This window comes from Microbacterium sp. Leaf203, assembly GCF_001421275.1.
Lineage (GTDB): Bacteria > Actinomycetota > Actinomycetes > Actinomycetales > Microbacteriaceae > Microbacterium > Microbacterium testaceum_A.
The window spans coordinates 1,141,406-1,165,047 of the sequence record NZ_LMKF01000022.1; the positions used below are offsets into that span (position 1 = coordinate 1,141,406).

Sequence of the window (23,642 nt, forward strand, 5' to 3'; positions counted from 1 at the left end):
TCCGCCCCGACAGCGCGGCGCACGACGACACCGAACCGGTGCTGCGCCTTCGCGACGTCCTCGACCTCGCCCGGCAGGGCGGGGTGGCGGTGGTGCTCGAGATCAAGCACGCGGCGTCGTTCGCCCGCCTCGGGTTCGACCTGGCCGAGCTCGTCGACGCCGAGCTGCGCGCCGCGGGATGGTGGGATGCCGAGGACGCGCTCGTCATCGAGTCGTTCGAGCCCCTGGTCCTGGCGCGGCTGCGAGAGCGCGGCATCCGGGTTCCGCTCGTGCAACTCATCGAAGCAGAGGGGACGCCGTGGGATCTGCGGGAGCGGGACGGGGCGGACGCCGCCTCGTACGCCTCGATGCGGACCGCGGCAGGTCTCGATGCCCTCGCCGGCGAGGTGCAGGGCATCAGTCCGGACAAGCGCTCGGTGCTCGCGTCCAACGAACGCGGCGTCGCGCGGGGGCCGGCGCGGTTCGTGCGCGAGGCGCAGGATCGCGGCTTGCGGGTGTTCACCTGGACGTGCCGACCCGAGAACGCCTTCCTGCTACCCGTCTTTCGCGGGCCGGGCGGTGAGGGGGCGTTCGGCGACTGGCGAGGCGAGTGGGCCGTGCTGCGCGATGCCGGGCTCGACGGGGTGTTCGTGGATCATCCCGATCTGGGCGTCGGGTTCTTCGGGACGGCGCGAAACTCCTGAGTCCCGACCCACGTGCCGGGCGTTGCAGCTCCTGGATGGCGTCGAGGCGACGATCCTCAGGAGTTCCGGCCCGCGCAACCCCGACCCCCCGGCGTACCCGCAGCCGACAGGATGGCCGCATGACGGTGGATGTGACGGTGGTCGGCGGCGGGATCTCGGGCCTCGCGTGCGCGCGGGCGGTTCAGGACGCGGGTCGCTCGGTCCGCGTGCTCGATCGCGGGCGCCGGGTGGGCGGGCGTCTGTCGAGCCGCACGATCGACGGTCGACCCGTGGACCTCGGAGCCTCGTACTTCGTGGTCGGCGAGGCCGAGGGCTTCGCGCGCGTCGTCGCCGATTGGGAGGAGCGCGAGCTCGCACGGCCGTGGACCGACACGTTCCAGGTGATCGACGCCGACGGCGGGTGGACGCCCAAGCCCGGGCCGATGCGGTGGGCCGCTCCCGCCGGGTTGCGTTCGCTCGCCCTCGACCTGGCCGAGGGCCTCGACGTCTCGTCGGAGCGCGTCGTCGAGAGCGCGGCGCCGTTCCGCGTCGACGGCGAGGAGGCGGGCGAGGTCGTCCTGGCGATGCCGGCCCCGCAGGCGGCACGGCTGACCGGCGAGGCGCCCGGCGGGGCGCAGGAGTGGGAACCGGTGATCGCCGTCGCCCTGCGGTGGGATCGACGGCAGTGGGATGCCGACCTGCACAGCGCGTTCGCCGACGGCGACGCGGATGTGTCCTTCGTCGCCGACGACGGCGATCGCCGCGGCGACGACGCCCCCGTGCTGGTCGTCCACACCACGGCGGACCGCGCCCGACAGCACCTCGACGACCCCGAGTCGGCGATCGCGCCGGTGCTCGCGGCGACCCGGCGGCTGCTGCGCATCGACGTCCAGCCGGTGTCGACGCACGCGCATCGCTGGACCTTCGCCCGGCCCGCCGGAACGACCGGGCAGCCGTTCTTCCGCTCGCCGGGGCTCTCCGCGTGCGGGGACGCGTGGGGCGACAGCGCCGCCGTCCGCACCGCGTGGGCGTCGGGCGATGCCCTGGGGTGGGCGCTCGCGGCATCCTGAATCACGTCGAGGACACGCGCGGGCAGTGAGCGCGCGCGAATCCCGGGCGCGCCGCGGAATCGCCGAGGACGGATGGGGGATCGACGTCCGTGGCCCTCGGGGGTGTCGGGGGCTCCCTCTATGGTGAGGCTATGGATGCCGGTATCGACGTCGCAGGAGTCAAACGGTCCTTCGGTGCGGTGCACGCCGTACAACAGGTGACGTTCACGGCCCTGCCCGGCCGGGTCACCGGGCTCGTCGGGCCCAACGGGTCGGGCAAGACGACCCTCATGCTCATGCTCGCTTCTCTCCTGCGGCCCGATGAGGGCGAGATGCGCATCGGCGGCATCGACCCCGTCTCCGACCCGGCCGGCGCGCGTCGCCTTCTCGGATGGATGCCGGACTCTCTGGGCGCGTGGCCGAGCCTCACCTCGCGCGAGGTGCTGGTGGCCACCGCGCAGCTGTACGACCTGTCGCGCGAGGATGCGCGTGCACGGGCCGACCACCTGCTGGAACTCGTCGACCTCGGTGCGCTCGCCGCCTCGCCCGCTCGCGTGCTCTCTCGCGGGCAGAAGCAGAGACTGGCGCTCGCGCGTGCTCTGGTGCACGACCCCCGGGTGCTGCTGCTCGATGAGCCGGCGTCGGGCCTCGACCCCCAGGCGCGCATCGCGTTGCGCGTGCTGCTGCGGCGGCTGGCGGGCGAGGGGCGCACGATCCTCATCTCGAGCCACGTGCTGTCCGAACTCGAAGAGGTCGTGGACGACGCCGTGTTCATGGTCGACGGGCGGACCGTCGGCACCGATCGCGTCGCCGCCGCGGCGACCCGCGTGCGGGTGTGGCGTGTGCGTGTCGCCGCAGACCTCGCTCGGTCGACCGAGTCCGTGCGCGGCGACATCGCGGCCGCCCTCGGGCGGACGGCCGAAGAGGTGCGGGTCGACCGGCGCGACGTCCTCGTGCCCTTCTCCGACGAGGCGGCGGCGGTCGCGGGGCTGCGCTCGCTCGTGAGCGCGGGGCTCCCGATCGTCGAGTTCGCCCCGGCGGTGGGCGACCTCGAGCACGCGTTCCTCGACCTGAGGGCCGAGGCCTCGCCTCCGACACCCGACCTCCCCGATGGCCCGGCGGGGCCGCGAGATGCCTCTCCGCCCGGCTCCTGGGCGCCGCCCGCCGCGCATCCTGTGACGGATGCCGATCGCACCGACGACGGGAGCACCTCGTGAACCTGCATCGTCTGCGCACGATCATCGGCATCGAGCTGCGCCAGCGCGTGCGCTCCGTCGGGTGGTACGTGCTCCTCGGCATCTTCGCCGTCATCCTGGTGGCGCTGCTGAGCCTCTCGTTCGCCGCGTTCTCGCTGACCACGGGCGGCAGCGAGTGGTTCTTCTCGCTCGTCATCTTGCTCGTCCTGCTGCTCACGCTGTTGGTCTCGCCCACCTTGAGCGGGAGCGCGGTGAACGGCGATCGGGATGCCGCGACCCTCGCGCCCGTGCAGGTCACCCTGGTCACCACGAGCGAGATCGTGATCGGCAAGTTCCTCGCCGCGTGGATCTCGGGGCTGGCGTTCCTCGTCGTGGCGCTGCCGTTCCTCGTCGTGGCCACCCTCGCCGGCGAGCTCAACCCCGGAGCGATCGTCACCTCGCTGCTGATCCTGATCATCGAGGTCGGCGTCGTGGCCGCGATCGGGGTGGGGCTGAGCGCGGTGATCGCCCGGCCGATCTTCTCGGTCGCGTCGACGTATCTCTTGGTGGCGGCGTTGACGGTGGGCACGCTCATCGCGTTCGGGCTCGGGGGTGCTGCTCTGCGCACGCAGACGACGACGATCAGTCGCGACGTCGATTGGAACGCGGTGCCCCTGGGGTGCGACCTGAGTTCGCCTTCGACCTCGCCGAATTGCCCGAGCTACGACGAGCTGCCGTGCGTGGAGTCGAGCTACGTCTCCGAGCAGCCCCGGTTCGATCGCGTCTGGTGGATCCTCGCGGCCAACCCCTTCGTCATCCTCGCCGACGCGACTCCGCCGACGTACGAGAACGGCAACCCGACCGATCTGTTCTCTCAGATCGCCGCCGGGGTCCGCTCCGCGCAGCTGTCGCCCGAGGAGACCACGTCGTACGACGGGTGCACGCTGTCGCGCGGTCTCAACGTCGACGACTACCCGAGCACCGAGGAGCGCATCGCGGGGACGACCCCGAGCTGGTTCGTGGGGCTGTTCTTCCAGCTGCTGCTGGCCGGTGGGCTGCTCGCGTGGGGCATCTCCCGCACGAAGACGCCGGCGAAGAGGCTGCCTCCGGGGACGCGCATCGCCTAGCGACCCGCCGGTCATCGAGGCCGAGCGAACGAAGGGGCGCCCCCTGCCGCAGCAGGACGGGCGCCCCTCTCGTGCGCGGGGGAGGTCAGGCGTGGCCTTCGGCGGCGGGGAAGCCGGGGTCGTCGGCGGGAGCGGCGTCGCCGTCGAGGGCGTCGCCGGTGTGGTCGTCGAGGTTCACGTGCTCCTCGGCCTCGGCGGCGTCCTCGCGGACCTCGTCGGTGACGGCGTCGGTGGGGGCGGCCGAGTCGGCGCGGGCATCGTCGGAGTGGCGGGAGGGGATGTCAGGAGTGCTCATGCGTTCACGTTCCTCTCACCGGGCGGTGCGGGCGACCGGCTTGACACGGTCAGTCGGTGGCATCCGGGATCGATGACTCCACCGCCGGCCATGCCGGCAGCGGATCGGCGAAGGCGAGCCAGGTCGCGGGGCCGCCGGCGAACTCCTCGTCGGTCAGGACGGCGTGGTCGAGGAGGTGCGCGAGCTTCGGCGCCGAGAGGTCGAGACCGGTGAAGACGATCTCCTGCCCCAGGCCCATGCGGCCGTCGTCGGCGCCGAGCGGTTCGATCCACATCGCGGATCCGACGTGTTCCCAGCGGGCCAGGATGCCGGGGCGCGATGCCAGGCGGCAGAGCCCGGCCGAGCGCACCAGCCGGCCGGCCGCGCCGGCGTCGAGGCGATCGAGGGTCGCCGAGAGGCGCGCGGGGTGGAACGGCCGCACCTGCTCGTACGTGAGCGTCATCACGCGGTTGTCGCGCATGTACGGGTCGTGTTCGCCGTTCAACGCACGCACCCACCCCGCCCGCTCGAGGATCTCGCCCTCGTGCGTCGCGGCCGAGCGCAGGTCGCTGAGCGGGTCGCGCGACAGGCGCACGACGGCGGCGGGGTTCAGGTGCGACGCCAGCGCCATCTGCACGGCGAGCGCCGGCGTGGGCACCTGCTCCCAGTTGACCCAGACGATGCGCGTCGCGAGTTCCAATACCAGCGCCGCCTGGCGCGCCCGGGCGCCGATGTCACCGCGGGTGTCGCCGGGTTTCGCGGATGCCGACAGCGCGGCGTCGTCGAGGAGGTCGCCGATCATGTGGCGGGCGTCGACCACGCACACAGCCTCGACCTCCGACCCGCCGCGTGCCGCGATCGCGTGGATCAGGTCGACGTCGGTGCCGAGGTCGACCACGGTCTGCGCGTCGTTCGCCCGCGGGCGGGGGAGGGGGAGCGCGTGGGACACGCGCAGGTCGGCGTAGCGCAGCAGGTGAAGGGGGCGTGACAGCGCGACGGCGGTCCGTTCCGCGTAGGTGCGGCGCTCGGGGGCGCACACGCCCATGATGGCGATCGTGCGGGGCATGGCATCCACCTCTCATTTGTCAGGGGAGTGGGGACACTCTAGCTTGTTATTGAGAACAGTTATCAACAAGGAGGATGCCATGAAGGTCCGCGCGTCGATCAAGTCCCTGAAGAAGCAGCCCGGTGCGCAGGTCGTGCGCCGACGCGGCAAGGTGTTCGTGATCAACAAGCTCAACCCCCGCTTCAAGGGGCGGCAGGGGTGATCGCCCCGGTGTGGCGATAACGGAAACGAGAACCGTTCCCGAAAGCGTAAACACATTGCAATTCGTGCATGTGTGTGGTGGTCTACCTGATGTGGACACAATCGCCGGGCTCGACGATGCCGCCGAGCTGTTCAAGGTCCTCGGCAACGAGTCGCGTCTCGCGCTTGTCTGGCTGCTGAGCCGCGAACGACTCACAGTCGGGGCGCTCGCCGAGCGCACCGGACTCTCGCAGCCGCTGGTATCGCAGCACCTGCGGACCCTGCGGCAGTCGGGACTCGTGAGCTCGGAACGCGAGGGCAAAGAGATCCGTTACGCCCTCGCCGACCAGCACGTCGCTCACGTCGTGCTCGATGCGATCGCCCACGTCACCGAACCGACCGATCAGGGGAACGAACAATGAGCACTGCCGACACCCACGCCGAGCATTCCGTCGACGAGCACGCGCACGGCGACGACTGCGGCCACCAGAAGATCGAGCACGGGGATCACATCGATTACGTGCACGGCACGCACCACCACGCGCTGCACGGCGATCACTACGACGAGCACGAGTCGAAGGCCGAGCACGGCGTCGACGAGCACCGTCACGGCGACGACTGCGGCCACGAGAAGGTGACGCACGACGACCACGCCGACTACGTGCACGACGGCCACCGTCACGCGCTGCACACGGATCACTACGACGAGCACTGAGCTCGAGCGGCCTCCCGTGTCACGAGCGCGGGGTGCACCGAGGCCCGCTTCCCCCGTCGGGGTGGCGGGCCTTTCGCGTGGGCCAGGTCAGGCCTGCACGCGGAAGGAGGGGGTCAACACACCGACATGGTGGGCAGAACGGATCCGTTCACGAATCGGATGGTGTCGACGCCACCCACCAGTCGGTGAAGAGCGCGGCACGACCGTCTTCGGCGAGCCGGATGACCATCATGTTGTCGTAGTGTCTCGCCTTCGCGGTGGCGTTGGGGTAGTCCGTCCACCCGCGGATCACGGCGACATCGCCGTCGACCGCGACGAGCTCGTGCGTGAACGACCACGTTCCCGGTTCGTCCTTCTGAGCGAGCCACGCGTCGACGATCGCGTCGCGACCCACCCAGGGAGGGGTCGACGGCCCGTCGCGGTACTCGGCCTGCTCCGTGAAAAGGGAGCGGATCTCGTCCGGGTCGTTCGTCGACCACGCGCGGACGTAACGAGCGATCCAGTTTTCAGCGGCGGCGGCGTTCTCGCGATTGTCCATGCGGGTCACGCTTCCGGAGCGGAGGACAGTGCGCAAGCGCTGTTGCGGCGGAGCTGCGGCCGCGTCACGTGACGAGGGACGGCTCATCGCGCCGATGTCGGGTCGCGTCAGGCCTGCACGCGGAAGGAGCGTCCCTCGAAGGTCACGACGTCGCCCACCTGCAGCTGGCGGCCGCGGCGGCGGTCCACCTCGCCGTTGACTTCGACGTAGCCGTCGATGATGGCCTCTTTGACGTCTCCGCCCGAGTCGAGGATGCTGGCGAACTTCATGAACTGGCCGAGGCGGATGCCCTCGCTGCCGACGGGCACATCCTGGGGCGCGGAGGAGGTCATGCGTCCAGTCTGACAGCAGTCATGAGATCGTCGCGGGTGTCGAAACGCTGCTCCACCGCGTCGGCACGTCGCGCATGAGGAGGGCGTGGTCGAACTGCGCGGCGCCGTCGGGCAGTTCGTCGAAGAAGGTCGACGAGAGGGCGGTGACGTCGATCGGCTCGACCTTCCACGCGTCGGTGTCGAGTCGGAGCCCCTCGAGTGCACCCGAGCGGGTGGGCGACCAGCCCACGGCATCCTTCCGGAAGAAGGTCGAGGACTGCTCGAGGGTCTCGAAGAGGGTGCTGCGGAACGGGATGCCGGGACCCCGGCGCGCGGCGACGCGGACGCGCAGGTCGTCGGCCCCGACGCGAACCTCGAGGTCGTCGGCGGTGGAGCGGAAGTCGACGCTCGCGGGGGCGTGCGTTCCGGGGAAGACGCGTCCGCTGACCAGTCGTGCGAGAAGAGATGAACTGTGGCGACGGGGGATGTAGACGCCGGTCTGCGGGCCCTCGGCAGTGTCCCCCTCGACCGCGATGCGGTGAGCGGCGTTGCGGCTGCGATGCCCGATCGCCGGAGCGAACCACGCGGGGCGGAAGGCGGTGAGGTGGATCAGGCAGACGCCGGCGACGGCGCTCCCGTCGACGAGCTGGGGGCGGATGCCGTCGGGCAGGAGCGACCGGGCGACGTCGGGGTCGACGCGGTAGTTCACGAGCACTCGCTGTGCGATCGTCGCGGCCATCCGGGGGATAGGGGCCACGGGGCGCCTGCTCGCGGTCCATCGGCCCAGGGTGTCGGTCTGCGTGCTCATCGGATCTCCTTCGCTATTTAGCGAAGAAGCTACACGCAATTTAGCTCCAGTGCTATATTCAGATTCGTGACCGACGCGGCATCCGACATCTTCGCGGCTCTCGCGCACCCCACGCGCCGCCAGATCCTCCAAGACCTGAAGGGCGGCGAGATGGCCGCGGGTGAGATCGCGGCGCGGTTCGATGCCAGTGGGCCCACGATCTCTCGGCACCTCGGCGTGCTGCGCCAAGCCGGTCTCGTCTCCGAGCGGCGTGACGCGAACCGCATCCTGTACTCGCTCGTGGGTGAGCGCTTGGCGCTGTCGGTGGGCGACTTCCTGTCGACGGTGTGCCCCGAGCAGATCGTGCTGCGCGAAGTACGCAAGAGGCGTCCCGCCCGAGGTGGAACGCTGCCGGCGGAGGCGTAGGAGCGCCGCGGGTCAGTGTGACGGGGAGTCCTCGGCCGCGCGTCGCCACGAGGCGATGTGCGGGGGAAGCTCGACCGTCAGCGTGACCCAGAAGAGATCGTCGTTCATTGCGCGGTATCCCGCATGGGACGCGATGTTGCGCATCGTCCGGAGGGCGGTGGCGACCTCGGCGGGGGTGTCGGTGACGAATGACGCGAACTCGTCGGTCTCGAAGAGCGCTGCGGCTCGGATGATCGCCATCGAGCCGGACGCGTACGACGGCGAGGTGCGCCGGAACGCGCTTCTTCCTTCGCTTGTCGCGTGGCCGAGAAAAGACTCGATCGCGTCGACGCTCTCGAGGAAGTTCGCCTGGGCATGCGGTGCAGGGGGCTGCTCCGCCCTCGGAGCGCGTCGAAAGCGCGCGGCCGGTTGCGACTCGGATTCCGTCACAGGGCGGCCCACGCCGTCGAGTCGAGGAAGGAAGGCCGGTGCTCGTCATCGACGATCACGTCGACGGCAAAGCCCGTGAGCTCTTCCACGGTGTGAGTGAAGGCCGCGATGTCGAAATAGCCGCGTCCTGCGTCGACGCGAGCGAGAAGGTCGATATCCGACGTGAAGTGATCGGCGCCGGTCGCCACCGAACCGAAGACGCGGATGTCGCGGAGTCCGTGCCGCCGCCCTGCCTCGACGATCGCTTCGGCGTTCTCTTCGACGGCCAGGCTGGGTCGGTAGTCGGCGGCCCGCAGCAGGCGCTCGAAGGCGTCGTCGCTGGGGTTTCTCGTCCCGTTCTCGATGGCCGCCACATTGGGCTGGCTCATCCCGGCCGCTCGCGCGAGATCTGCCTGAGACATCTTGCGGTCGAGGCGCGCAGCTCGCACGAGGTGCGACGCGCGGCTGCGGTCGAAGCTTCGGGTCACGGCTATACCTCCGTGATATACCCTAGCGATCCGTCGATCTGCCGAGGGGTGTCGACGCGACGGCGGGAGTCGAACCCGCCACGCCTTCGGTTATGAGCCGAGGCCCGGGACCGCCCGGATCGCCGCGATGTGCCCCCACGCTAACCCGGGGCGCGCGAGCGACGAAGGGGCGTTGCGCGAGGTGACGGGATGTGTCGCCGTGTGGCGGTGGGGCCTCGATCAGCGCCCGGACCGCCCGTCGATGATCGCCCTCGTGGAGTGCTCGAGGTGTGCGCGCACGACCCGCTCGGGATCGCGGAGCGCCGCTTCGACATACGCGCGGTGTTCCGCCGTCAGCGCCCCGGGAGCGTAGGCGGGCCGCACGTGCGTGAGAAGCAGGCGCATCTCGCCGTCGAGGCGGCGGTACTCCTCGGCGATGCGCGGAGACCCCGCCGCGGCGACCAACGCCAGGTGCACGCGGGCGTGCGCGTCGAGGGTTCCTGTCCAGTCGCCTTCGGACTCGGCGTCGGCGAGAGCGTCGAGGGCGTCGTCGACCTCGGAGAGGTGGATGCCGCGATCCCGCACGATCCGCAGCGCCTCGGTCTCGAGAGCGCAGCGCAACTGCTGAAGGGCGATCAGGGCGTCGTCGTCGAGCTGGGACACCCGGACGCCGCGGTAGGGCTCGGCCGTGGCGAGCCGCTCGGCCGTGAGGGTGGCGAGCGCCGTGCGGGCGGTGTGCCGCGAGATGCCGTGGGTCGCGCTGAGCTCCTCCTCGCGCAGGGGAGTGCCGGGGGCGAGTTCGCCCGACAGGATCGCGGCGCGCAGCGTGTCGGCGACGGCGTCCGCGGTGCGGGGTCCGGGCAGGGGCGCTCCCCGGCGGCGCGAGTGCGTCTCGCCTGTGCCCGCCGCGGCGCCGTCACTGGTGTCACGCGCGGGCCGTGGCATCCGGAACCTCCTCACGCCTGCGAGACGGAGCCGACACCACGGCGAGACCCACCGCGATGAGGGCCAGGCCGATGCCGCTCACGAGAGTGAGGTGCTCGCGCAAGACGAACAGGCCCAGAAGCGTGGCGGCGAGGGGCTCGGCGAGGGTCAGGGTCGATACCGTGACGGCGCTCAGGCGGGCGAGCCCCCATCCGAACAGCAGGTACGCGATCGCCGTGGTCACGACCCCGAGCCAGAGGGCGAGGGCCAGGCCGTTCGGGGTGAGCAGCCACGACGTCCCGGCGAGGACGAGGACGGGCAGGCTCGCCACGGCGGCGACGCCGAACACCGCTCCCATGACCCGTGTGGAGTTCCACCCCCTCTCGATCAGTGCTTTGCCGCACACCGTATAGAGGGCGTACGACATTCCCGCGCCGGCCGAAGCGAGCAGGCCGCCGGGCGCGAGAGCGGTCGCCCCGCCCGTCACGCCCGACACGAGGACCACGCCGATCAGCGCGACGGCGGTCGCGAGCATCCAGCGCGGCGTGGGAGCGCGGCGCAGGCGGACGGCATCGACGATCCCGGTCGCGATGGGTGCCGAGCCGAGGGCGACCACCGTGCCGATGGCGACGCCGTTCTCGCGCGTGCCCAGGAAGAACAGCGGTTGGTACGCGAGGACGCCGAGGGCTCCGACGGCGATCAGTGCCGCGGTGGACGCGCGGGATCCGCTGCGCGCGCGGCCGGGCGAACGCTGGGCGAGAGCGAGAAGGCCCAGGATGCCGCCTCCCACCACGATCCGCGCCGCTCCGACCGCGAGGGGAGAGGCGTCGACGCCCGCGAGAGCCTGCGCCGTGCCGGTGGTCGAGAAGCACAGCGCCGCGGCGACGATCGCGAGGGCGGGAAGCATGGATGGATTGTTACACAATCCGGCTCTCGGCGTGGGTCAGCTGCGCAGCGACGTCACCATCGACCGCAGGGCGTGCAGGGCGACCGTCTGCTCGGCATCCGTCATTCCGCTCAGCATGCGTTTCTCCACCGAGCGGACGGCCGCGCTCGCCGCATCGAGGGATCGCTGCCCCTTCGCGGTGAGCCGCGTGGGGAGGGCTTTTCCGACGGGGGCGGCGTCGGCGCGCTCGACGACGCCCTCGCGTTCGAGGTTCTGCAGAAGGACGTTCATCGACTGCCGGGTGACGAAGGCCCCTCGCGCGAGCTCGGAGTTCGACAGGCCCGGCCGCTGGGCGAGGAGCTCGAGGCAGGAGTAGTGCGTGATCGTCATTCCGAGGGGGCGCAGCACGTCCTCCATCGCCGCGCGCAGAGCGCTCGCCGCCTCTTTCAGGAGGTACCCCAGGGAGGTGTCCAGGTCGATCGCCTCTTGCGTCATGTCAGTATTCTGACATACAGTGGGTGTCAGATAACTGACACGCGAGGAGACTCTCATGCCCGTCACCGGACCCGACTTCATCTCACTGCAGGTGCGCGATCTCGCCGCCTCGCACGCCTTCTACGAGAAGTACCTCGGCCTGCGCCGTTCACCCGCCGGCCCGCCCCACGCGGTCGTCTTCGACACCGCGCCGATCGCCTTCGCGCTGCGCGACCTCGCCCCCGGCACCGACCTCACCGGGGTCGCCCAGCCCGGTGTCGGCGTCGCTCTGTGGCTCCACGGCACCGAGGTGCAGCAGATGCACGACGCACTTGTCGCCGACGGGCACCGCATCGTGATGGAGCCGATCGACGGCCCCTTCGGACGCACCTTCACCTTCGCCGACCCCGACGGGTACCACGTGACCTTGCACGACAAGGCCTGAGTCCCGTCGCGGGCGCGCGTGGTGTCGGCATCCTGGATCGCCGTTCGGAGAGGGATGCCGGCACCCCGGCGCTCGCGCGAACTCACCCGTGCCGCTGCTCACCGCTGACCGGTCGGGAGCCCTGAATCCGACGGGTAACGTAGGGACATGGCGACGACGGCGGGGCGAGGCATCCTGGCCCTCAGCGTCGCCGCTATCCTCCTGGCGATCGGCACGGTTCTCGCCGTGATGGTCGACCCGTTCGCGCGAGAGCAGATGACGGTCGACCCGGCGACGGAATGGATCGCCCGCGTGCTCCTGGCCCTCGGCGTGGTCTGGCTGCTGATCGGAGCGGTCGCCGCCCGCACCCGTCTGGTCCGCCGCCCCGGGGCCGCCGCCGCGCGCGCGTCGTGGATCGCGTCGACCCGACCCTGGCGGGCGCGCGAATCGAGCCTCGGCCTACTGCCGCTCGACCGCTTGCTGATGATCCTCGTGCCGGGCGGACTGCTCGTGCTCACGCGCGTCGTGCAGACTCCGCGCGACGGGCTGTGGGGAATGGCCATCGCCGTGGCCGGCTGGCTCCTGTTCGCCGCCGCGGTGCGTCTGCTTCTCGGGCGACGCTCGCCGTGGCCGATCATCGCGGCCGTCGGCGGCGCGCTCGTGCTGCGCTGCGTGGTGGCGTTGCTGGCCGTATCGCTGTCGGGTCCCGAGGGGATCTGGGAGGCGCTCTGGGCGCAACCGTGGGTGCGCATCCTCTACCTCGCGATCGCCGTCGCCCTCGTCGCGTGGGTGTTCGTCGTGGCCGGCTGGTCGCTGTCGGCGCAGCTGGGTCGCCGCCGCGCGGCCGGCGTCGCGCTCGCCGGCATGGGCGTCGGGTACGCCCTGCCCGCGGTGACCATCGCCGTGGTGGGCGCGAGGGACGCGCTGCGCTCGTGGAACGAGCAGATCGGCATCCTGCCCTGGGATCTGGCCCGTTTCACCGGGGTGCGCGACGGGGTGTTCCCCGTCGAGCTCATGACCGTCACGGCCGTGATCGGGGGGATCGCGACGGTGGTCGGCATCCTGCTCGCCCTGCCCCGCCGGGTGTACGTGCGCTCCGCGCGCTGAGCCCTACCGGCCGAGCGTCTGGTCGAACGGTCCGCCGCGACCGATCTCGCGCACCTCTTTGCCGAGCGGCATGAGCGACACGGGAACGAGCTTGAAGTTCGCGATGCCGAGCGGGATGCCGATGATTGTGACGCACAGCAGCAGCCCGGTGAAGATGTGCCCCAGGGCGAGCCACCAGCCCGCCAGGATCACCCAGACCACGTTCCCGAGGAACGAGCCGACGCCGGCCGACCGCTTCGCGACGATCTCGCGGCCGAACGGCCACAGGGCGTACAGCCCGATGCGGAAGGACGCGATCCCCCACGGGATCGTGAGGATGAGGACGCACAGGACGATCCCCGCGGCGAGATAGCCGAGGAAGAGCCAGAAGCCCGAGAGCACGAGCCAGAGGACGTTGAGGATCAGCCGCATGGATCCATCATCGCGGTATTGGCTGAACGGCATCCGGAGTGTGACTCTTCGGCGCTAACCGGGGCCCGGGCCGCGCGCAACCGCCCCGCGCGGTGCGGGCGGCGTCGTTAGCGTGGGGTCACCGAGGGAAGGAACCCGCCATGTCCGACATCACCCGTGCCACGCCCGAGCGCCGCGTCCTCTCGAGCTTCAGCGACTACACCGGGGCGCAGGCCGCCGTCGACCGCCTGTCCGATGCCGGCTTCCCGGTCGAGCACACCGCGATCGTGGGAACGGGTGTGCGCATCGTCGAGCAGGTGACCGGACGCCTCACGCGCGGCCGCGCCGCGGGTCTCGGTGCCGCCTCGGGTGCGTGGTTCGGCCTCATGATCGGCGTCCTCATCGGTCTGCTGAGCGTCGGAGGGTTCCTCGGGTTCGTGCTCCTGGGCCTCGTGCTCGGAGCGGTGTGGGGCGCGGTCTTCGGCTTCGTCGGGCACTCGTTCACGGGAGGGCGCCGCGACTTCTCGTCGGTGCAGGGCTTCGAAGCCGAGCGCTGGGACGTGACGGTGGATGCCGAACACTTCTCGCGCGCCCAGTCGCTGCTGTCGTCGGGTGCGGCGGGCGAAGCGCGAAGCTGAGGCGTCCGCAGGGGCCGAAGAGCTGGGGTGCGGGGGCCGGTGGCCGGTCCCGGGGCGTCGTTCGTGGCCCCGGGGCGCGATCCGCGGCGGGTCCACGGTTGCACGCCGAGGACCCGCGGGCGTGGCCTTCGACGGGGCCGATGTCGGAGGCCCCGCCTAGACTTGACCACGCCATGACCGACGCCTCCACGCCTCTCATCGTCGACGGTCCCGGACCGTCGGCATCCCGACCCGACGCCGACCTCCTCGAGGGGCTGAACGGTCCGCAGCGCGAGGCCGTGACCTATCGCGGCCAGGCGCTGCTCATCGTCGCGGGCGCCGGTTCCGGCAAGACGAGCGTGCTCACGCGCCGCATCGCGTCGTTGCTGCGCACGCGCGAGGCGTATCCCAGCCAGATCCTCGCGATCACCTTCACCAACAAGGCCGCCGGCGAGATGCGCGAGCGCGTGCACCAGCTGATCGGGCAGAAGGCCGACGGCATGTGGATCTCGACGTTCCACTCGGCGTGCGTGCGCATCCTGCGGCGAGAGGCCGAGCAGTTCGGTTTCACCAAGTCGTTCACGATCTACGACTCCGGCGATTCCCGCGCGCTCATCAAGCGCCTCGTCAAGGAGCACGAGGGCGACTCGTTCGGGCTCACCCCCGCCGGCACGCAGAGCCGCATCTCGAAGCTGAAGAACGAGCTGGCGGATGCCGAGTCCTACGCGCGGTCCGCGAACATGAGCGACCCCGCCGAGCGTGTGTTCGTCGAGATCTTCGGCTCGTACCAGCGCGAGCTGCAGCGGGCCAACGCGTTCGACTTCGACGACCTCATCGCGCAGACGGTCTACCTGTTCCGGGCGTTCCCGCAGGTCGCCGACCGCTATCGCAAGCGGTTCCGCCACATCCTCGTCGACGAGTACCAGGACACCAACCACGCGCAGTACGCGCTCATCCACGAGCTCACGCGGCCTCCGGGATCGGATGCCGAGCCGTTCTCGTCCGGCGGCATGATGATCTTCGACGCCGAGCCCGCGGGCGAAGACGCCGCTTCGCTGACCGTCGTCGGCGACTCCGACCAGTCGATCTACGCGTTCCGCGGTGCCGACATCCGCAACATCAGCGAGTTCGAGCGCGACTACCCGGGCGCCAAGGTCGTGCTGCTCGAGCAGAACTACCGTTCGACGCAGAACATCCTCTCGGCGGCGAACGCGGTCATCTCGAACAACTTCGACCGTAAAGACAAGAAGCTCTGGACCGACGTCGGCGCGGGCGACCCGATCATCGGGTTCACCGGGTACTCGCAGCACGACGAGGCGCAGTTCGTCGCCGACGAGATCGAGGCGCTGCACAAGAAGGGGCTGCCGTACTCCGGCGTCGCGGTGTTCTACCGCACCAACTCGCAGTCCCGTGCGCTCGAAGAGATCTTCATCCGTTCCGCGGTGCCATACAAGATCATGGGCGGCACCAAGTTCTACGAGCGCGCCGAGATCAAAGACGCGCTCGCGTACCTCATCGCCGTAGCGAACCCCGCCGACTCCATGGCGCTGCGCCGCATCCTCAACCGTCCGCGCCGCGGCATCGGCGACGTCACTGAGACGGCCATTGCGCGATACGCCGCCGAGCACGGAATCACGTTCCGCGATGCCCTCGCCAACTCGGCCCAGATCGGCGTCGGCCCGAAGCTGCAGAAGGCCATCGATCAGCTCGACGCGGTGCTGACCGAGGCCACGGCGATCATGCTTCCGGCATCCGGAGAGCTCGCCCCCTCCACCTCGGTCACCGAAGGCCTCACGCTGCTGCTGAACAAGAGCGGATACTTCGACGCCCTGCGCGCCAGCAAAGACCCGCAAGACGAGGCTCGCCTCGAGAACCTCGACGAGCTCGTCGCCGTGACCCGCGAGTTCGCGCGCAACAACCCCGAGGGCACGATCATCGACTTCTTGACCGAGGTCACCCTCGTCGCCGATGCCGACGACCTCGACGACGCGTCGGGCTCGGTGTCGCTCATGACGCTGCACACGGCGAAGGGCCTCGAGTACGACGCGGTGTTCCTCACCGGCGTCGAAGAAGATCTGCTGCCGCACCGCATCTCGGCGAACGAGCCGGGCGGTCCGCAAGAGGAGCGGCGGCTGTTCTACGTCGGCATCACGCGCGCCCGCAAGCGCCTGCACCTCTCGCTCGCGATGACTCGAGCGCAGTTCGGCGAGGTCACGGTGGCCATGCCCAGCCGGTTCCTGCAGGAGATCCCCGCCGACCTCATCGACTGGCGGCAGTCGCCGGGCGACGTCAACGGCCGTGGCGGCTCGCAGTCGCGCGCGCTCAACGCCCGCGGCGGACGCCGCCCCGGCCAGCCCGGGGGCGGAAGCCGGTACGGGGACGACCTGGTGCCGCTGCCCAAGCGGGCGCCGGCCGATCCGAGCAAGTTCCCCAACCGCATCCCGGCCAAGGTCCGCGACAACGGCGACATGCAGCTGGCGTCGGGTGACCGCATCCGGCACGACGACTTCGGTGAGGGCCGAGTGGATGCCTTGACCGGCGAGGGCGCGAAGCGCGTCGCGCACGTGCGCTTCGACACCGTCGGCCCGAAGAAGCTGCTCGTCAAGATCGCGCCGATCACCAAGCTGTAGGCGGCGGGCGGCGGGCGGCGGGCGCCGGGGCGCCGGGCGCTGGGCTGAGCGCCGGGCGCTGGGTTGGGCGCTGGGCGCTGGGTTGGGCGGCGGGCGCCGGGGTCTCCCGCGTGCGAGCGGTTTTCCGAGCGCGCGGGGCGGTTCGGGGCGCGTTCCGTGCACCGGGGCGTGCGCGGTGCACCCCGTTGCACGTGCGGCGCCCCATAGCCGCGGTTCGCTCGTGTGGGGTGGTCGCGACGCAGGTGGGACAAGGCCGCGGGCGATGAGATTCTCGGTTTGGGGCGTGTCCTGTCGATTGGGGCGTGAAAATGCTGCCCCAAGCTACGGATCCCGCCCCAAACGTGAATCGGAGCCCGCCGAGCCCGCGTCACGGGCGCCCCGTCAGTTCCACGGGCCGCATCTGCCGACCCCACGATGCGCGCCCGGCGGACCGGGCGGGGGAGCGCCCCGGCTAGGCTGAAACAATGGCTCTCTTCTCGCGCCGCAAGAAGTCCGACTCCGACGACGCATCGGTCGACCGGCCCGACACCACGATCGAGCCGGGCGAACAGCCCGTCGATCCCGCAGGCCCGAGCGACGCCGCTCCGGCCCCGGAGGTTTCGGCCGAGGCCGCCCCCACCGTCGGCATCTCGATGTCGTCGTTCCGTGGTGTGGGTGCCGGCCCCGACACCCCCGAACCGTCGTCGACCCCGCCCGTCGCTGCTCGCCCTTCGGCGCGTCAGCCCGGCGCGATGGAAGCCCCCGAGGCGCCCGAGACGGTGCCGGGGCTGCGCGACAACGTGCTGCTCGGCAACGCTCTCGCTGAGATCGAGGGGCAGCCGGAGCCCGCTCAGCTGCTCAACATCGCGCGTCAGCTGCTGCAGGGGCACGTCTTCCTGCGGGTGAAGGGCGACGCCCGCGCGCTGCTGGCCGAGGGCAAAGACCTGCCGCTCGCGGTGGCCAACAACGGCGACGAGCAGCTCGTGCTCGCCTACAGCGGTGGACTGGCGCTGCGCGCCAGCGTCGACGCCGATGGCGACCGCGACACCTCGGCGATGGGGCAGCCGGTCATGGCCCTGCTGCGTCACGTGCTCGCCGGTCCCTACGCGGGCATCATCCTCGACCCCGCGTCGGGCGCGAACCGCGCGGTGCTCCCCAAGGCGCTGCTCGAGCGCATGGTCGCCGAAGTCGACCCCGAACTCCGCATCAAGACGGCCCTGTGCGAGACCCGCGACGACTCGACGGCATACACCATCGTCGACGCGATCGTCGCCGAGGCTCCGCTGTGGATCGGCGTGAACCGCTCCGAAGAGGGCGGCCCGATCGGCGTCGCCGAGTCGCGCTCGGCGACAGGCGAGCGTTTCCTCGAGGTGTTCACGCACCCGCTCGAACTGCTCGCCCTCGGTCGCGGCGACCAGCCTCTGCCCATCAAGCGCGACCAGCTCGCGAAGGCGCTGGCCGGGGACACCGGGCTCACCGGCATCCTGATCGACCCGGCGGGACCGTGGATGCGCATCGACCGCGACGAGCTCGCACCCGTGATCGCCCTCGCGCAAGAGGGCGCCGAACCCACCGCCTGAGACACGAACGACGGCGGGCCGCTCCCTCTCGGGGCGGCCCGCCGTCGTCCGTGTCAGACCCCGTACAACTCGCCGACCGGCACCGCGACGGGCAGGACGTTGCCGGCTGGGGCCAGCGGGCACGCCCACATCGGGTCGTAGGCGCACGACGGGTTGTACGCGAAGTTGAAGTCGATGACGAGGGTGTCAGGGGCGGTGCCGCGGCCGAGGTCGGCGCCCTTGATGGTGTCGAGCAGGTAGCGCCCGCCGCCGTACGTGCCGCCGGGGCGTCCGGCCGCGGCATCCCGCACCGGGACGAACAACCCTCCGCCGTACGAGGTGAGCCGCCACACATCGAGCGAGCCGGTGTCGGGGAGCTCGACGCGACCGATGCGTTCGAACCCGACCTCGCCGTCGGTGCCGGTCGTGGCGACGAACGACGCCTCGTCGGCGTCGAGCAGCGGGACCTCGAACCGCCACGCGGCGTCGTACGGCGCCAGCGGCAGCCCGACGAAGCCCTCGCGCTGTTCCGGAAGCAGGGGAGTGGCCGGGTGATCGGCGAACAGCGCGTCGCGCTCGATCCGCCAGAGCTCGTGAGCGTCTTCGGGATCGTCGGCTTCGCGCACGGCGTCGTACAGCGCGAACACGCGGCGGCGCCAGTCGGCGATGTCGAGGGCGGAGCGGGCGGCGGCGGAAGTCATGTATCGAGCGTAAGACCGGGGCGGATGCCGCGGCTCGGGCTGGACACGCCCGCCGCGGGGCGTCGGTGCTGTGCGTACGTGGCCCCGGGGCCACTTCTCGCGCCCCGGGGCCACGAAACGTGCCCCGGAACGGCCGCGGCGCCCCACGGCAGGGGTGCCCCACGGCAGTGACACCCCGCAGAAGCGGAGCCCCGCCCGAATGCCCGCAACGGGGCAGACACGGCCCCGGCCCGCGCACTAGCGTCGGGTCATGGCATCCCCCCGCATCACGCTGACCGTTCCGGGACTCGAGGGCGAGCGCGAGGTGGGCATCTCGAACCCCGACCGCGTGCTGTGGCCCGAGGTCGGGATCACCAAGCGCGAGCTCGCCGAGTACCTCATCGCCGTCGCCGACCCCTTCATCGCCGCGAACGGGCACCGGCCGGTGTCGCTCGAGCGCTTTCCCGAGGGTGTCGGCGGCGAGGCCTTCTTCTCGAAGAACCCGCCGAAGGGTGCGCCCGCTTTCGTCGAGGCCGTGATCGTGACGTACAACAGCGGGCGCCGGCATCCGCAGCTCTTCCTCGGCGAGATCGCGTCGGCGGTGTGGGCGGCGCAGATGAACACCATCGTGTTCCACCCGTGGGCCTCACTCGCGACCGATCCCGACCACCCGATCGAGCTGCGTATCGATCTCGACCCGCAGCCGGGAACGGGCATCGCCGAGGCCGTCACCGCCGCTCACGAGCTGCGCGCTGTGCTGCGCGAGGCGGGGCTCGAGCCCTGGATCAAGACCAGTGGAAACCGCGGCCTGCACGTGTTCTGCCCGATCGAGCCGACGCACGAGTTCCTCGACGTGCGGCATGCGGTCATCGCCGCGGCACGCGAGCTGGAACGACGGATGCCGGATGCCGTGACCACCAACTGGTGGAAGGAGGAGCGCGGCGCGAGGATCTTCGTCGACTTCAACCAGGCGAACCGCGACCGCACCATGGCCGGGGCGTACTCGCCGCGGGCCCTGCCGACCGCGACGGTGTCGACCCCGGTGGCCTGGGACGAGCTCGACGACCTCGACCCGCTCGCGTTCACCGTGCGCTCGATCCCCGAGCGACTGGCATCCGTCGGTAATCCCTGGAAGGGGTTCGCTGACAAGCCCGGACGCATCGACACCCTGCTGGAGTGGTGGCAGCGTGACCTCGACAACGGTTTGGGGGAGCTGCCGTTCCCTCCCGAGTTCCCGAAGATGCCGGGGGAGCCGCCGCGCGTGCAGCCGTCTCGGGCGAAGAACCCGGAGGCCTAGGGCGTCAACGCATCGCCCGCGGCGCTGCGGTAGTACAGCACCGCGCGGCCGTAGCGCGCTCGGTTCAAGAGCCCGGCGCGCTCCATCACGCGCAGGTGTTGATTGATCGCGGAGGTCGAGACGCCCAGTTGCAGGGCGAGATCGGTGGAGGATGCCGGCTCGCCCAGGGCCGCCAGCAAGGTGGCGCGTGTCCGCCCGAGCAGGTCGGACACGGCGTCAGGCGCGGGCTGCCGGCTCGTCGACCACATCGCCCCTTGGCCGCGGGCCGGGTACATCACCGTCGGCGGCAGGTCGTCGTCGATGGGCGTCGAGACGCGGACCGTGAAGATCGAGGGGACGAGAGTGAGCCCGTCGCCGCGCACCGGGCGACGGCGGATCTCGGGGTTCCACAGCCGCACGTCGAGGTGGCGGCCGTCGTAGCGGGCGGCATCCGAGAGTCCGTTGAGGACGGTGCCCATCCCGGCCTGGGCGGCGATGCGGCCGCGGTAGGCGATGTCGGCGCGCAGCACGGTGCTCATGCGCGCCCAGTGCGGGGCGAAGCACAGGTCCCACATGGTGGCGAGGGCGCGTTGCAGGCGGGCGATGACCAGGTCGTGTCGGCCCCGGAACACCGTGGGCACCTCTCCGTGCACGCGCTCGAGGTCGGTCGTGAAGTGGGCGCGGGTGATCCGTCCGAGCGCGGTCAGCTCGTCATCGAGAGAGGTCAGCGGAGAAGCCGGCCGAGGGTTCACGAAGTCGGCGGTCCACTTGCGGTCGTTGACGAGCGCGAGCAGCACCTCGAGATCGAGCAGGGGACGCACCGACGCGATCCGCTCGAGCCACGGGCGCTGCAGCGGAAAGCCGTCGGGCTGTGAGAGCGCGCGCAGACTGAGCCCGAGTTCGGACAACGGCGAGATGCCGAAGCGGATCGCCGAGATGTCGGCGGCGTCCAACTCATATCGGATCATGAAGCCCCACGCTACATCGCTTGAACGACTCTGCCGTGCCTGGATCAATGGAGACGTGACCAGCACGATCCCCACCGTCCCCCTGAGAACCCTCGTTCAGACGGACAAGACGCTCCGACGTCTGCTGACGATCACCCTGGTCGACACCCTCGGTCGCGGCGCGTTCTTCACCCTCACCACGCTTTACCTCACGCTCATCGTCGGCCTCGAGCCGGTCACGGTCGGAATTGGCCTCACGATCGCCGGCGCGGTCGGTGTCGTGAGCTCGCTCGTCTTCGGGCACCTGTCCGATCGCTTCAGCGCGCGGACGATGCTCGTCGTGCTGCACGTCGTGCAGGGGAGCGCCCTCATCGGCTACCTCTTCGTGCGCGATCTGCCCACGCTCGTTGTCGTCGCGTCGCTCGTGTTGCTCGCCCAGCAGGGCGGCGGAAGCGTGCGCTCCGCCGTGGTCGGCCGCGCGTTCCGCGGCGAGGATCGCGTGCGGATCCGCGCCACGATGCGGACCGTGACCAACGTCGGCATCGGTGTGGGTACGGCGGTCGCGGCCATTCCCCTCGCCCTCGGGACACCGTTCGCCTTCCACCTGACGATGACTCTCGCCGGGTCGCTCTTCCTGGCTTCCGCGGTGCTCGTCGCCGGCCTGGACCCGGCGCGCGTCGACGTCGTGGTCACGGCACCTGACTCGACGGCCCCCGCCGCGGCGGGCCGGAGTCCCTACCGCGACCCGCGTTTCCTGTGGCTGACCGCTCTGATGGGGGTCTTCGGCATCCAGTTCGGGGTCTTCGAAATCGGTGTGCCGTTGTGGGTCGTGTCGCACACGATCGCCGCCGACGTGGTGGTGAGCCCGCTCCTGTTGGTCAACACGATCGTCGTCGTGCTGCTGCAGGTGCGGATGAGCCGCGGCACCGGAACCTTCGCCGGCGCGGGACGCGCGATGACGCGAGCCGGATGGCTCATGGTCGCGGCCTGCGCGCTGTGGGCGGGCGCCGGATGGGTCGGGGGAGAAGGCTGGGGGCCCGCAACGTTGGTGATCGTGGTGCTTCTGGCGGCTGCCGTCGTGCACTCGCTCGCCGAGATCATGTCGAGCGCCGCGGGCTGGAGCCTGAGCTTCGACCTCGCCCCGCAGGAGCGTATGGGCAGCTACCAGGGCGTCTACGGCACGGGGTACGCGGTGGGGGCGATGATCGCGCCCGCCGTCGTGACGCTGACGGCGATCGACCTCGGGACGGGCGGGTGGGCGATCCTCGCCGCCATGTTCGCCGGGGCGTCGGCGGGCGTCGTGGTGATCGCCCGCCGGGCGGCACGGGAGGCGGATGCCGCGGGGTAGCGCCCGCGGTCGCTGTCACCGGAACAGGACACTGCCGTGAGAGCAGGACGGTTGCGCCGGTTTCGGCCTGTTCCGGTGGCATCCCCTGTTCTCGTGACCCGCGCGGACAGACCACAGCCGGGGGATGCCGTACCCCGACCGCACCGCCAGCTCGATGAGCAGCCGGTCTCAGTCGAGCACGTCGCCCAGGTCGTACGAGGTGACGGTCTCGAGCTGGGCGAAGGTGCAGGAGCGCGCGTCCCGGTCGGGGCGCCAGCGGTCGAACTGCACGGTGTGGCGGAAGCGCATGCCCTCGAGCTGGTCGTAGCGCACCTCGAGCACGAGCTCGGGGCGCAGCCGCACGAACGACACGTCCTTCGACGCCGAGAAGCGCGAGCGGTCGGTCTCGCCGACCACCGCCTCGCCGTCGGCGTCGCGCTCTACGAGGGGCGCGAGCTCGTCGATCAGTTCTTTGCGGCGCTTGTCGGTCCACGCCGAGACGCCGCCGACGCCGTGCAGACGGCCCTCGTCGTCGTAGAGGCCGACGAGCAGCGAACCCACGCCCTCGCCCGACTTGTGGATGCGGTACCCGAGGGCGACCACGTCGGCGGTGCGGGCGTGCTTGATCTTGAACATCGTGCGCTTGTTCGGCGCGTACGGCTGGGCGAGGGGCTTGGCGATCACGCCGTCGAGGCCGGCGCCCTCGAACTCGGCGAGCCAGCGGCGGGCAAGGTCGGGGTCGTCGGTGGTTCGCGTGACGTGCACGGGATGCGGCACGGCACCCAACAGGTCTTCGAGCTGCGCCCGCCGCTCGGAGAACGGCTCGTCCTGCAGGTCGCGGTCGCCGCGGGCGAGCAGGTCGAACGCGATGAACATGGCGGGGGTCTCTTCGGCGAGCATGTTCACTCGCGAGGCCGCGGGGTGGATACGCTGCGACAGGGCCTCCCAGTCGAGGCGCTGCTCGCCCTCGGCGCCACGGGCCACGACGACCTCGCCGTCGATCAGGCACGGCTCAGGCAGCAGCTCGGCGAACGCCGCGACGAGCTCGGGGAAGTATCGGGTCAGCGGCTTGGCACCGCGGCTGCCGATCTCGACGTCGGTGCCGTCCCACGAGATGAGGGCGCGAAAGCCGTCCCACTTGGGCTCGTAGCTGAAGCCGCCCTCGACCTTCGCGTGCTCGGGCACCTCGGGAACGGACTTCGCCAGCATCGGCGCCGGGATGTCGTACGGCACGGGC

29 protein-coding genes and 1 tRNA gene are annotated in these 23,642 nt (G+C 70.9%); 15 read left to right on the plus strand and 15 right to left on the minus strand.

Features of this window, described 5'->3' with window-relative positions:
• From ASE56_RS16880 to ASE56_RS06545, 4 genes are all read left to right on the plus strand, one after another.
• A partial coding sequence (locus tag ASE56_RS16880; protein WP_235556940.1) for a glycerophosphodiester phosphodiesterase family protein occupies positions 1 to 683 on the plus strand: 683 nt, incomplete at its 5' end.
• Positions 684 to 802: 119 nt separating this feature from the next.
• On the plus strand, positions 803 to 1,732 hold the full coding sequence (locus tag ASE56_RS06535) for an NAD(P)/FAD-dependent oxidoreductase (RefSeq protein WP_056226514.1): 930 nt from the start codon (positions 803 to 805) through the stop codon (positions 1,730 to 1,732).
• A gap of 131 nt (positions 1,733 to 1,863) precedes the next feature.
• A complete protein-coding gene (locus ASE56_RS06540) occupies positions 1,864 to 2,928 on the plus strand; it encodes an ABC transporter ATP-binding protein (protein ID WP_082450333.1) in 1,065 nt (354 codons plus the stop codon).
• A complete protein-coding gene (locus tag ASE56_RS06545; RefSeq protein WP_056226518.1) occupies positions 2,925 to 4,013 on the plus strand; it encodes an ABC transporter permease in 1,089 nt (362 codons plus the stop codon). The genes ASE56_RS06540 and ASE56_RS06545 overlap by 4 nt, the downstream gene beginning before the upstream one ends.
• A gap of 85 nt (positions 4,014 to 4,098) precedes the next feature.
• Here ASE56_RS06545 and ASE56_RS06550 read toward each other — a convergent pair whose 3' ends face one another.
• Together ASE56_RS06550 and ASE56_RS06555 are read right to left on the minus strand one after the other, a co-directional pair.
• The gene (locus ASE56_RS06550) at positions 4,099 to 4,308 is read right to left on the minus strand and encodes a hypothetical protein (protein ID WP_056226521.1); all 210 of its coding nucleotides are present in this window, start codon (positions 4,306 to 4,308) and stop codon (positions 4,099 to 4,101) included.
• A 49-nt stretch (positions 4,309 to 4,357) separates the two neighbouring features.
• Positions 4,358 to 5,353 (minus strand): GTP-binding protein, encoded by a 996-nt coding sequence (locus ASE56_RS06555; RefSeq protein WP_056226523.1) that lies wholly within the window; start codon positions 5,351 to 5,353, stop codon positions 4,358 to 4,360.
• Positions 5,354 to 5,432: 79 nt separating this feature from the next.
• Between ASE56_RS06555 and ykgO the strand changes: the two genes are divergently transcribed.
• From ykgO to ASE56_RS17705, 3 genes are all read left to right on the plus strand, one after another.
• Positions 5,433 to 5,555, plus strand: coding sequence for a type B 50S ribosomal protein L36 (gene ykgO, locus ASE56_RS06560; RefSeq protein ID WP_056226526.1), 123 nt, complete (start codon positions 5,433 to 5,435; stop codon positions 5,553 to 5,555).
• A 91-nt stretch (positions 5,556 to 5,646) separates the two neighbouring features.
• Positions 5,647 to 5,955 carry a helix-turn-helix transcriptional regulator gene (locus ASE56_RS06565; RefSeq protein ID WP_056226528.1) on the plus strand — a complete coding sequence of 103 codons (309 nt, stop codon included), beginning with the start codon at positions 5,647 to 5,649 and terminating at the stop codon, positions 5,953 to 5,955.
• Positions 5,952 to 6,248 carry a hypothetical protein gene (locus ASE56_RS17705; protein ID WP_056226530.1) on the plus strand — a complete coding sequence of 99 codons (297 nt, stop codon included), beginning with the start codon at positions 5,952 to 5,954 and terminating at the stop codon, positions 6,246 to 6,248. Before ASE56_RS06565 ends, ASE56_RS17705 begins: the two co-directional genes overlap by 4 nt.
• Before the next feature lie 148 nt (positions 6,249 to 6,396).
• Here the strand turns inward: ASE56_RS17705 and ASE56_RS06575 are convergent, their stop codons facing one another.
• The 3 genes from ASE56_RS06575 to ASE56_RS06585 form a co-directional block, all read right to left on the minus strand.
• Positions 6,397 to 6,786 (minus strand): nuclear transport factor 2 family protein, encoded by a 390-nt coding sequence (locus ASE56_RS06575; protein WP_056226532.1) that lies wholly within the window; start codon positions 6,784 to 6,786, stop codon positions 6,397 to 6,399.
• 107 nt (positions 6,787 to 6,893) lie between these two features.
• On the minus strand, positions 6,894 to 7,118 hold the full coding sequence (locus ASE56_RS06580) for an RNA-binding S4 domain-containing protein (RefSeq protein WP_056226534.1): 225 nt from the start codon (positions 7,116 to 7,118) through the stop codon (positions 6,894 to 6,896).
• Between the two features lie 19 nt (positions 7,119 to 7,137).
• Entirely contained in the window at positions 7,138 to 7,905 is a 768-nt protein-coding gene (locus ASE56_RS06585; protein ID WP_082450334.1) for a DUF2071 domain-containing protein, read from the minus strand.
• Between the two features lie 66 nt (positions 7,906 to 7,971).
• Here ASE56_RS06585 and ASE56_RS06590 point away from each other — a divergent pair, with 66 nt between their 5' ends.
• On the plus strand, positions 7,972 to 8,310 hold the full coding sequence (locus ASE56_RS06590) for a metalloregulator ArsR/SmtB family transcription factor (RefSeq protein WP_056226538.1): 339 nt from the start codon (positions 7,972 to 7,974) through the stop codon (positions 8,308 to 8,310).
• Positions 8,311 to 8,322: 12 nt separating this feature from the next.
• Here ASE56_RS06590 and ASE56_RS06595 read toward each other — a convergent pair whose 3' ends face one another.
• The 6 genes from ASE56_RS06595 to ASE56_RS06615 form a co-directional block, all read right to left on the minus strand.
• The gene (locus tag ASE56_RS06595) at positions 8,323 to 8,550 is read right to left on the minus strand and encodes a hypothetical protein (RefSeq protein ID WP_056226541.1); all 228 of its coding nucleotides are present in this window, start codon (positions 8,548 to 8,550) and stop codon (positions 8,323 to 8,325) included.
• Positions 8,551 to 8,735: 185 nt separating this feature from the next.
• Entirely contained in the window at positions 8,736 to 9,206 is a 471-nt protein-coding gene (locus ASE56_RS06600; RefSeq protein WP_056226543.1) for a helix-turn-helix domain-containing protein, read from the minus strand.
• Positions 9,207 to 9,260: 54 nt separating this feature from the next.
• Positions 9,261 to 9,333: transfer RNA gene (locus ASE56_RS16885), tRNA-Met, on the minus strand.
• A 92-nt stretch (positions 9,334 to 9,425) separates the two neighbouring features.
• Positions 9,426 to 10,130, minus strand: coding sequence for a GntR family transcriptional regulator (locus ASE56_RS06605; RefSeq protein WP_081349860.1), 705 nt, complete (start codon positions 10,128 to 10,130; stop codon positions 9,426 to 9,428).
• Positions 10,111 to 11,016 carry a DMT family transporter gene (locus ASE56_RS06610; RefSeq protein WP_056226545.1) on the minus strand — a complete coding sequence of 302 codons (906 nt, stop codon included), beginning with the start codon at positions 11,014 to 11,016 and terminating at the stop codon, positions 10,111 to 10,113. Before ASE56_RS06610 ends, ASE56_RS06605 begins: the two co-directional genes overlap by 20 nt.
• A 36-nt stretch (positions 11,017 to 11,052) precedes the next feature.
• Positions 11,053 to 11,490 (minus strand): MarR family winged helix-turn-helix transcriptional regulator, encoded by a 438-nt coding sequence (locus ASE56_RS06615; protein ID WP_056226547.1) that lies wholly within the window; start codon positions 11,488 to 11,490, stop codon positions 11,053 to 11,055.
• Between the two features lie 55 nt (positions 11,491 to 11,545).
• Here ASE56_RS06615 and ASE56_RS06620 point away from each other — a divergent pair, with 55 nt between their 5' ends.
• Complete coding sequence (locus ASE56_RS06620) at positions 11,546 to 11,914, plus strand: VOC family protein (protein WP_056226549.1); 369 nt, start codon at positions 11,546 to 11,548, stop codon at positions 11,912 to 11,914.
• Positions 11,915 to 12,061: 147 nt separating this feature from the next.
• Complete coding sequence (locus ASE56_RS06625) at positions 12,062 to 13,000, plus strand: hypothetical protein (protein ID WP_056226551.1); 939 nt, start codon at positions 12,062 to 12,064, stop codon at positions 12,998 to 13,000.
• 3 nt (positions 13,001 to 13,003) lie between these two features.
• Here the strand turns inward: ASE56_RS06625 and ASE56_RS06630 are convergent, their stop codons facing one another.
• Positions 13,004 to 13,411: a YccF domain-containing protein gene (locus tag ASE56_RS06630; RefSeq protein ID WP_056226553.1), complete on the minus strand. Its 408-nt coding sequence runs from the start codon at positions 13,409 to 13,411 to the stop codon at positions 13,004 to 13,006.
• Positions 13,412 to 13,551: 140 nt separating this feature from the next.
• On the opposite strand from ASE56_RS06630, the gene ASE56_RS06635 reads away from it, so the two are divergent.
• From ASE56_RS06635 to ASE56_RS06645, 3 genes are all read left to right on the plus strand, one after another.
• Entirely contained in the window at positions 13,552 to 14,028 is a 477-nt protein-coding gene (locus ASE56_RS06635; protein ID WP_074696539.1) for a general stress protein, read from the plus strand.
• 173 nt (positions 14,029 to 14,201) lie between these two features.
• A complete protein-coding gene (locus ASE56_RS06640) occupies positions 14,202 to 16,637 on the plus strand; it encodes an ATP-dependent helicase (protein WP_056226557.1) in 2,436 nt (811 codons plus the stop codon).
• 464 nt (positions 16,638 to 17,101) lie between these two features.
• Positions 17,102 to 18,196, plus strand: coding sequence for an SseB family protein (locus ASE56_RS06645; RefSeq protein WP_056226559.1), 1,095 nt, complete (start codon positions 17,102 to 17,104; stop codon positions 18,194 to 18,196).
• 53 nt (positions 18,197 to 18,249) lie between these two features.
• Here the strand turns inward: ASE56_RS06645 and ASE56_RS06650 are convergent, their stop codons facing one another.
• Positions 18,250 to 18,876 (minus strand): DUF1684 domain-containing protein, encoded by a 627-nt coding sequence (locus ASE56_RS06650; protein WP_056226561.1) that lies wholly within the window; start codon positions 18,874 to 18,876, stop codon positions 18,250 to 18,252.
• A gap of 250 nt (positions 18,877 to 19,126) precedes the next feature.
• On the opposite strand from ASE56_RS06650, the gene ligD reads away from it, so the two are divergent.
• On the plus strand, positions 19,127 to 20,152 hold the full coding sequence (ligD, locus tag ASE56_RS06655) for a non-homologous end-joining DNA ligase (protein ID WP_056226564.1): 1,026 nt from the start codon (positions 19,127 to 19,129) through the stop codon (positions 20,150 to 20,152).
• On the opposite strand, the gene ASE56_RS06660 is transcribed toward ligD, so the two are convergent.
• Positions 20,149 to 21,099 (minus strand): DUF5937 family protein, encoded by a 951-nt coding sequence (locus tag ASE56_RS06660; protein WP_056226566.1) that lies wholly within the window; start codon positions 21,097 to 21,099, stop codon positions 20,149 to 20,151. The two genes, ligD and ASE56_RS06660, sit on opposite strands and share 4 nt — an antisense overlap.
• Before the next feature lie 55 nt (positions 21,100 to 21,154).
• Between ASE56_RS06660 and ASE56_RS06665 the strand changes: the two genes are divergently transcribed.
• Positions 21,155 to 22,426: an MFS transporter gene (locus ASE56_RS06665; RefSeq protein ID WP_162234495.1), complete on the plus strand. Its 1,272-nt coding sequence runs from the start codon at positions 21,155 to 21,157 to the stop codon at positions 22,424 to 22,426.
• 168 nt (positions 22,427 to 22,594) lie between these two features.
• Here the strand turns inward: ASE56_RS06665 and ASE56_RS06670 are convergent, their stop codons facing one another.
• Positions 22,595 to 23,638, minus strand: coding sequence for an ATP-dependent DNA ligase (locus ASE56_RS06670; RefSeq protein ID WP_200914131.1), 1,044 nt, complete (start codon positions 23,636 to 23,638; stop codon positions 22,595 to 22,597).
• Between the last annotated feature and the right edge of the window lie 4 nt (positions 23,639 to 23,642).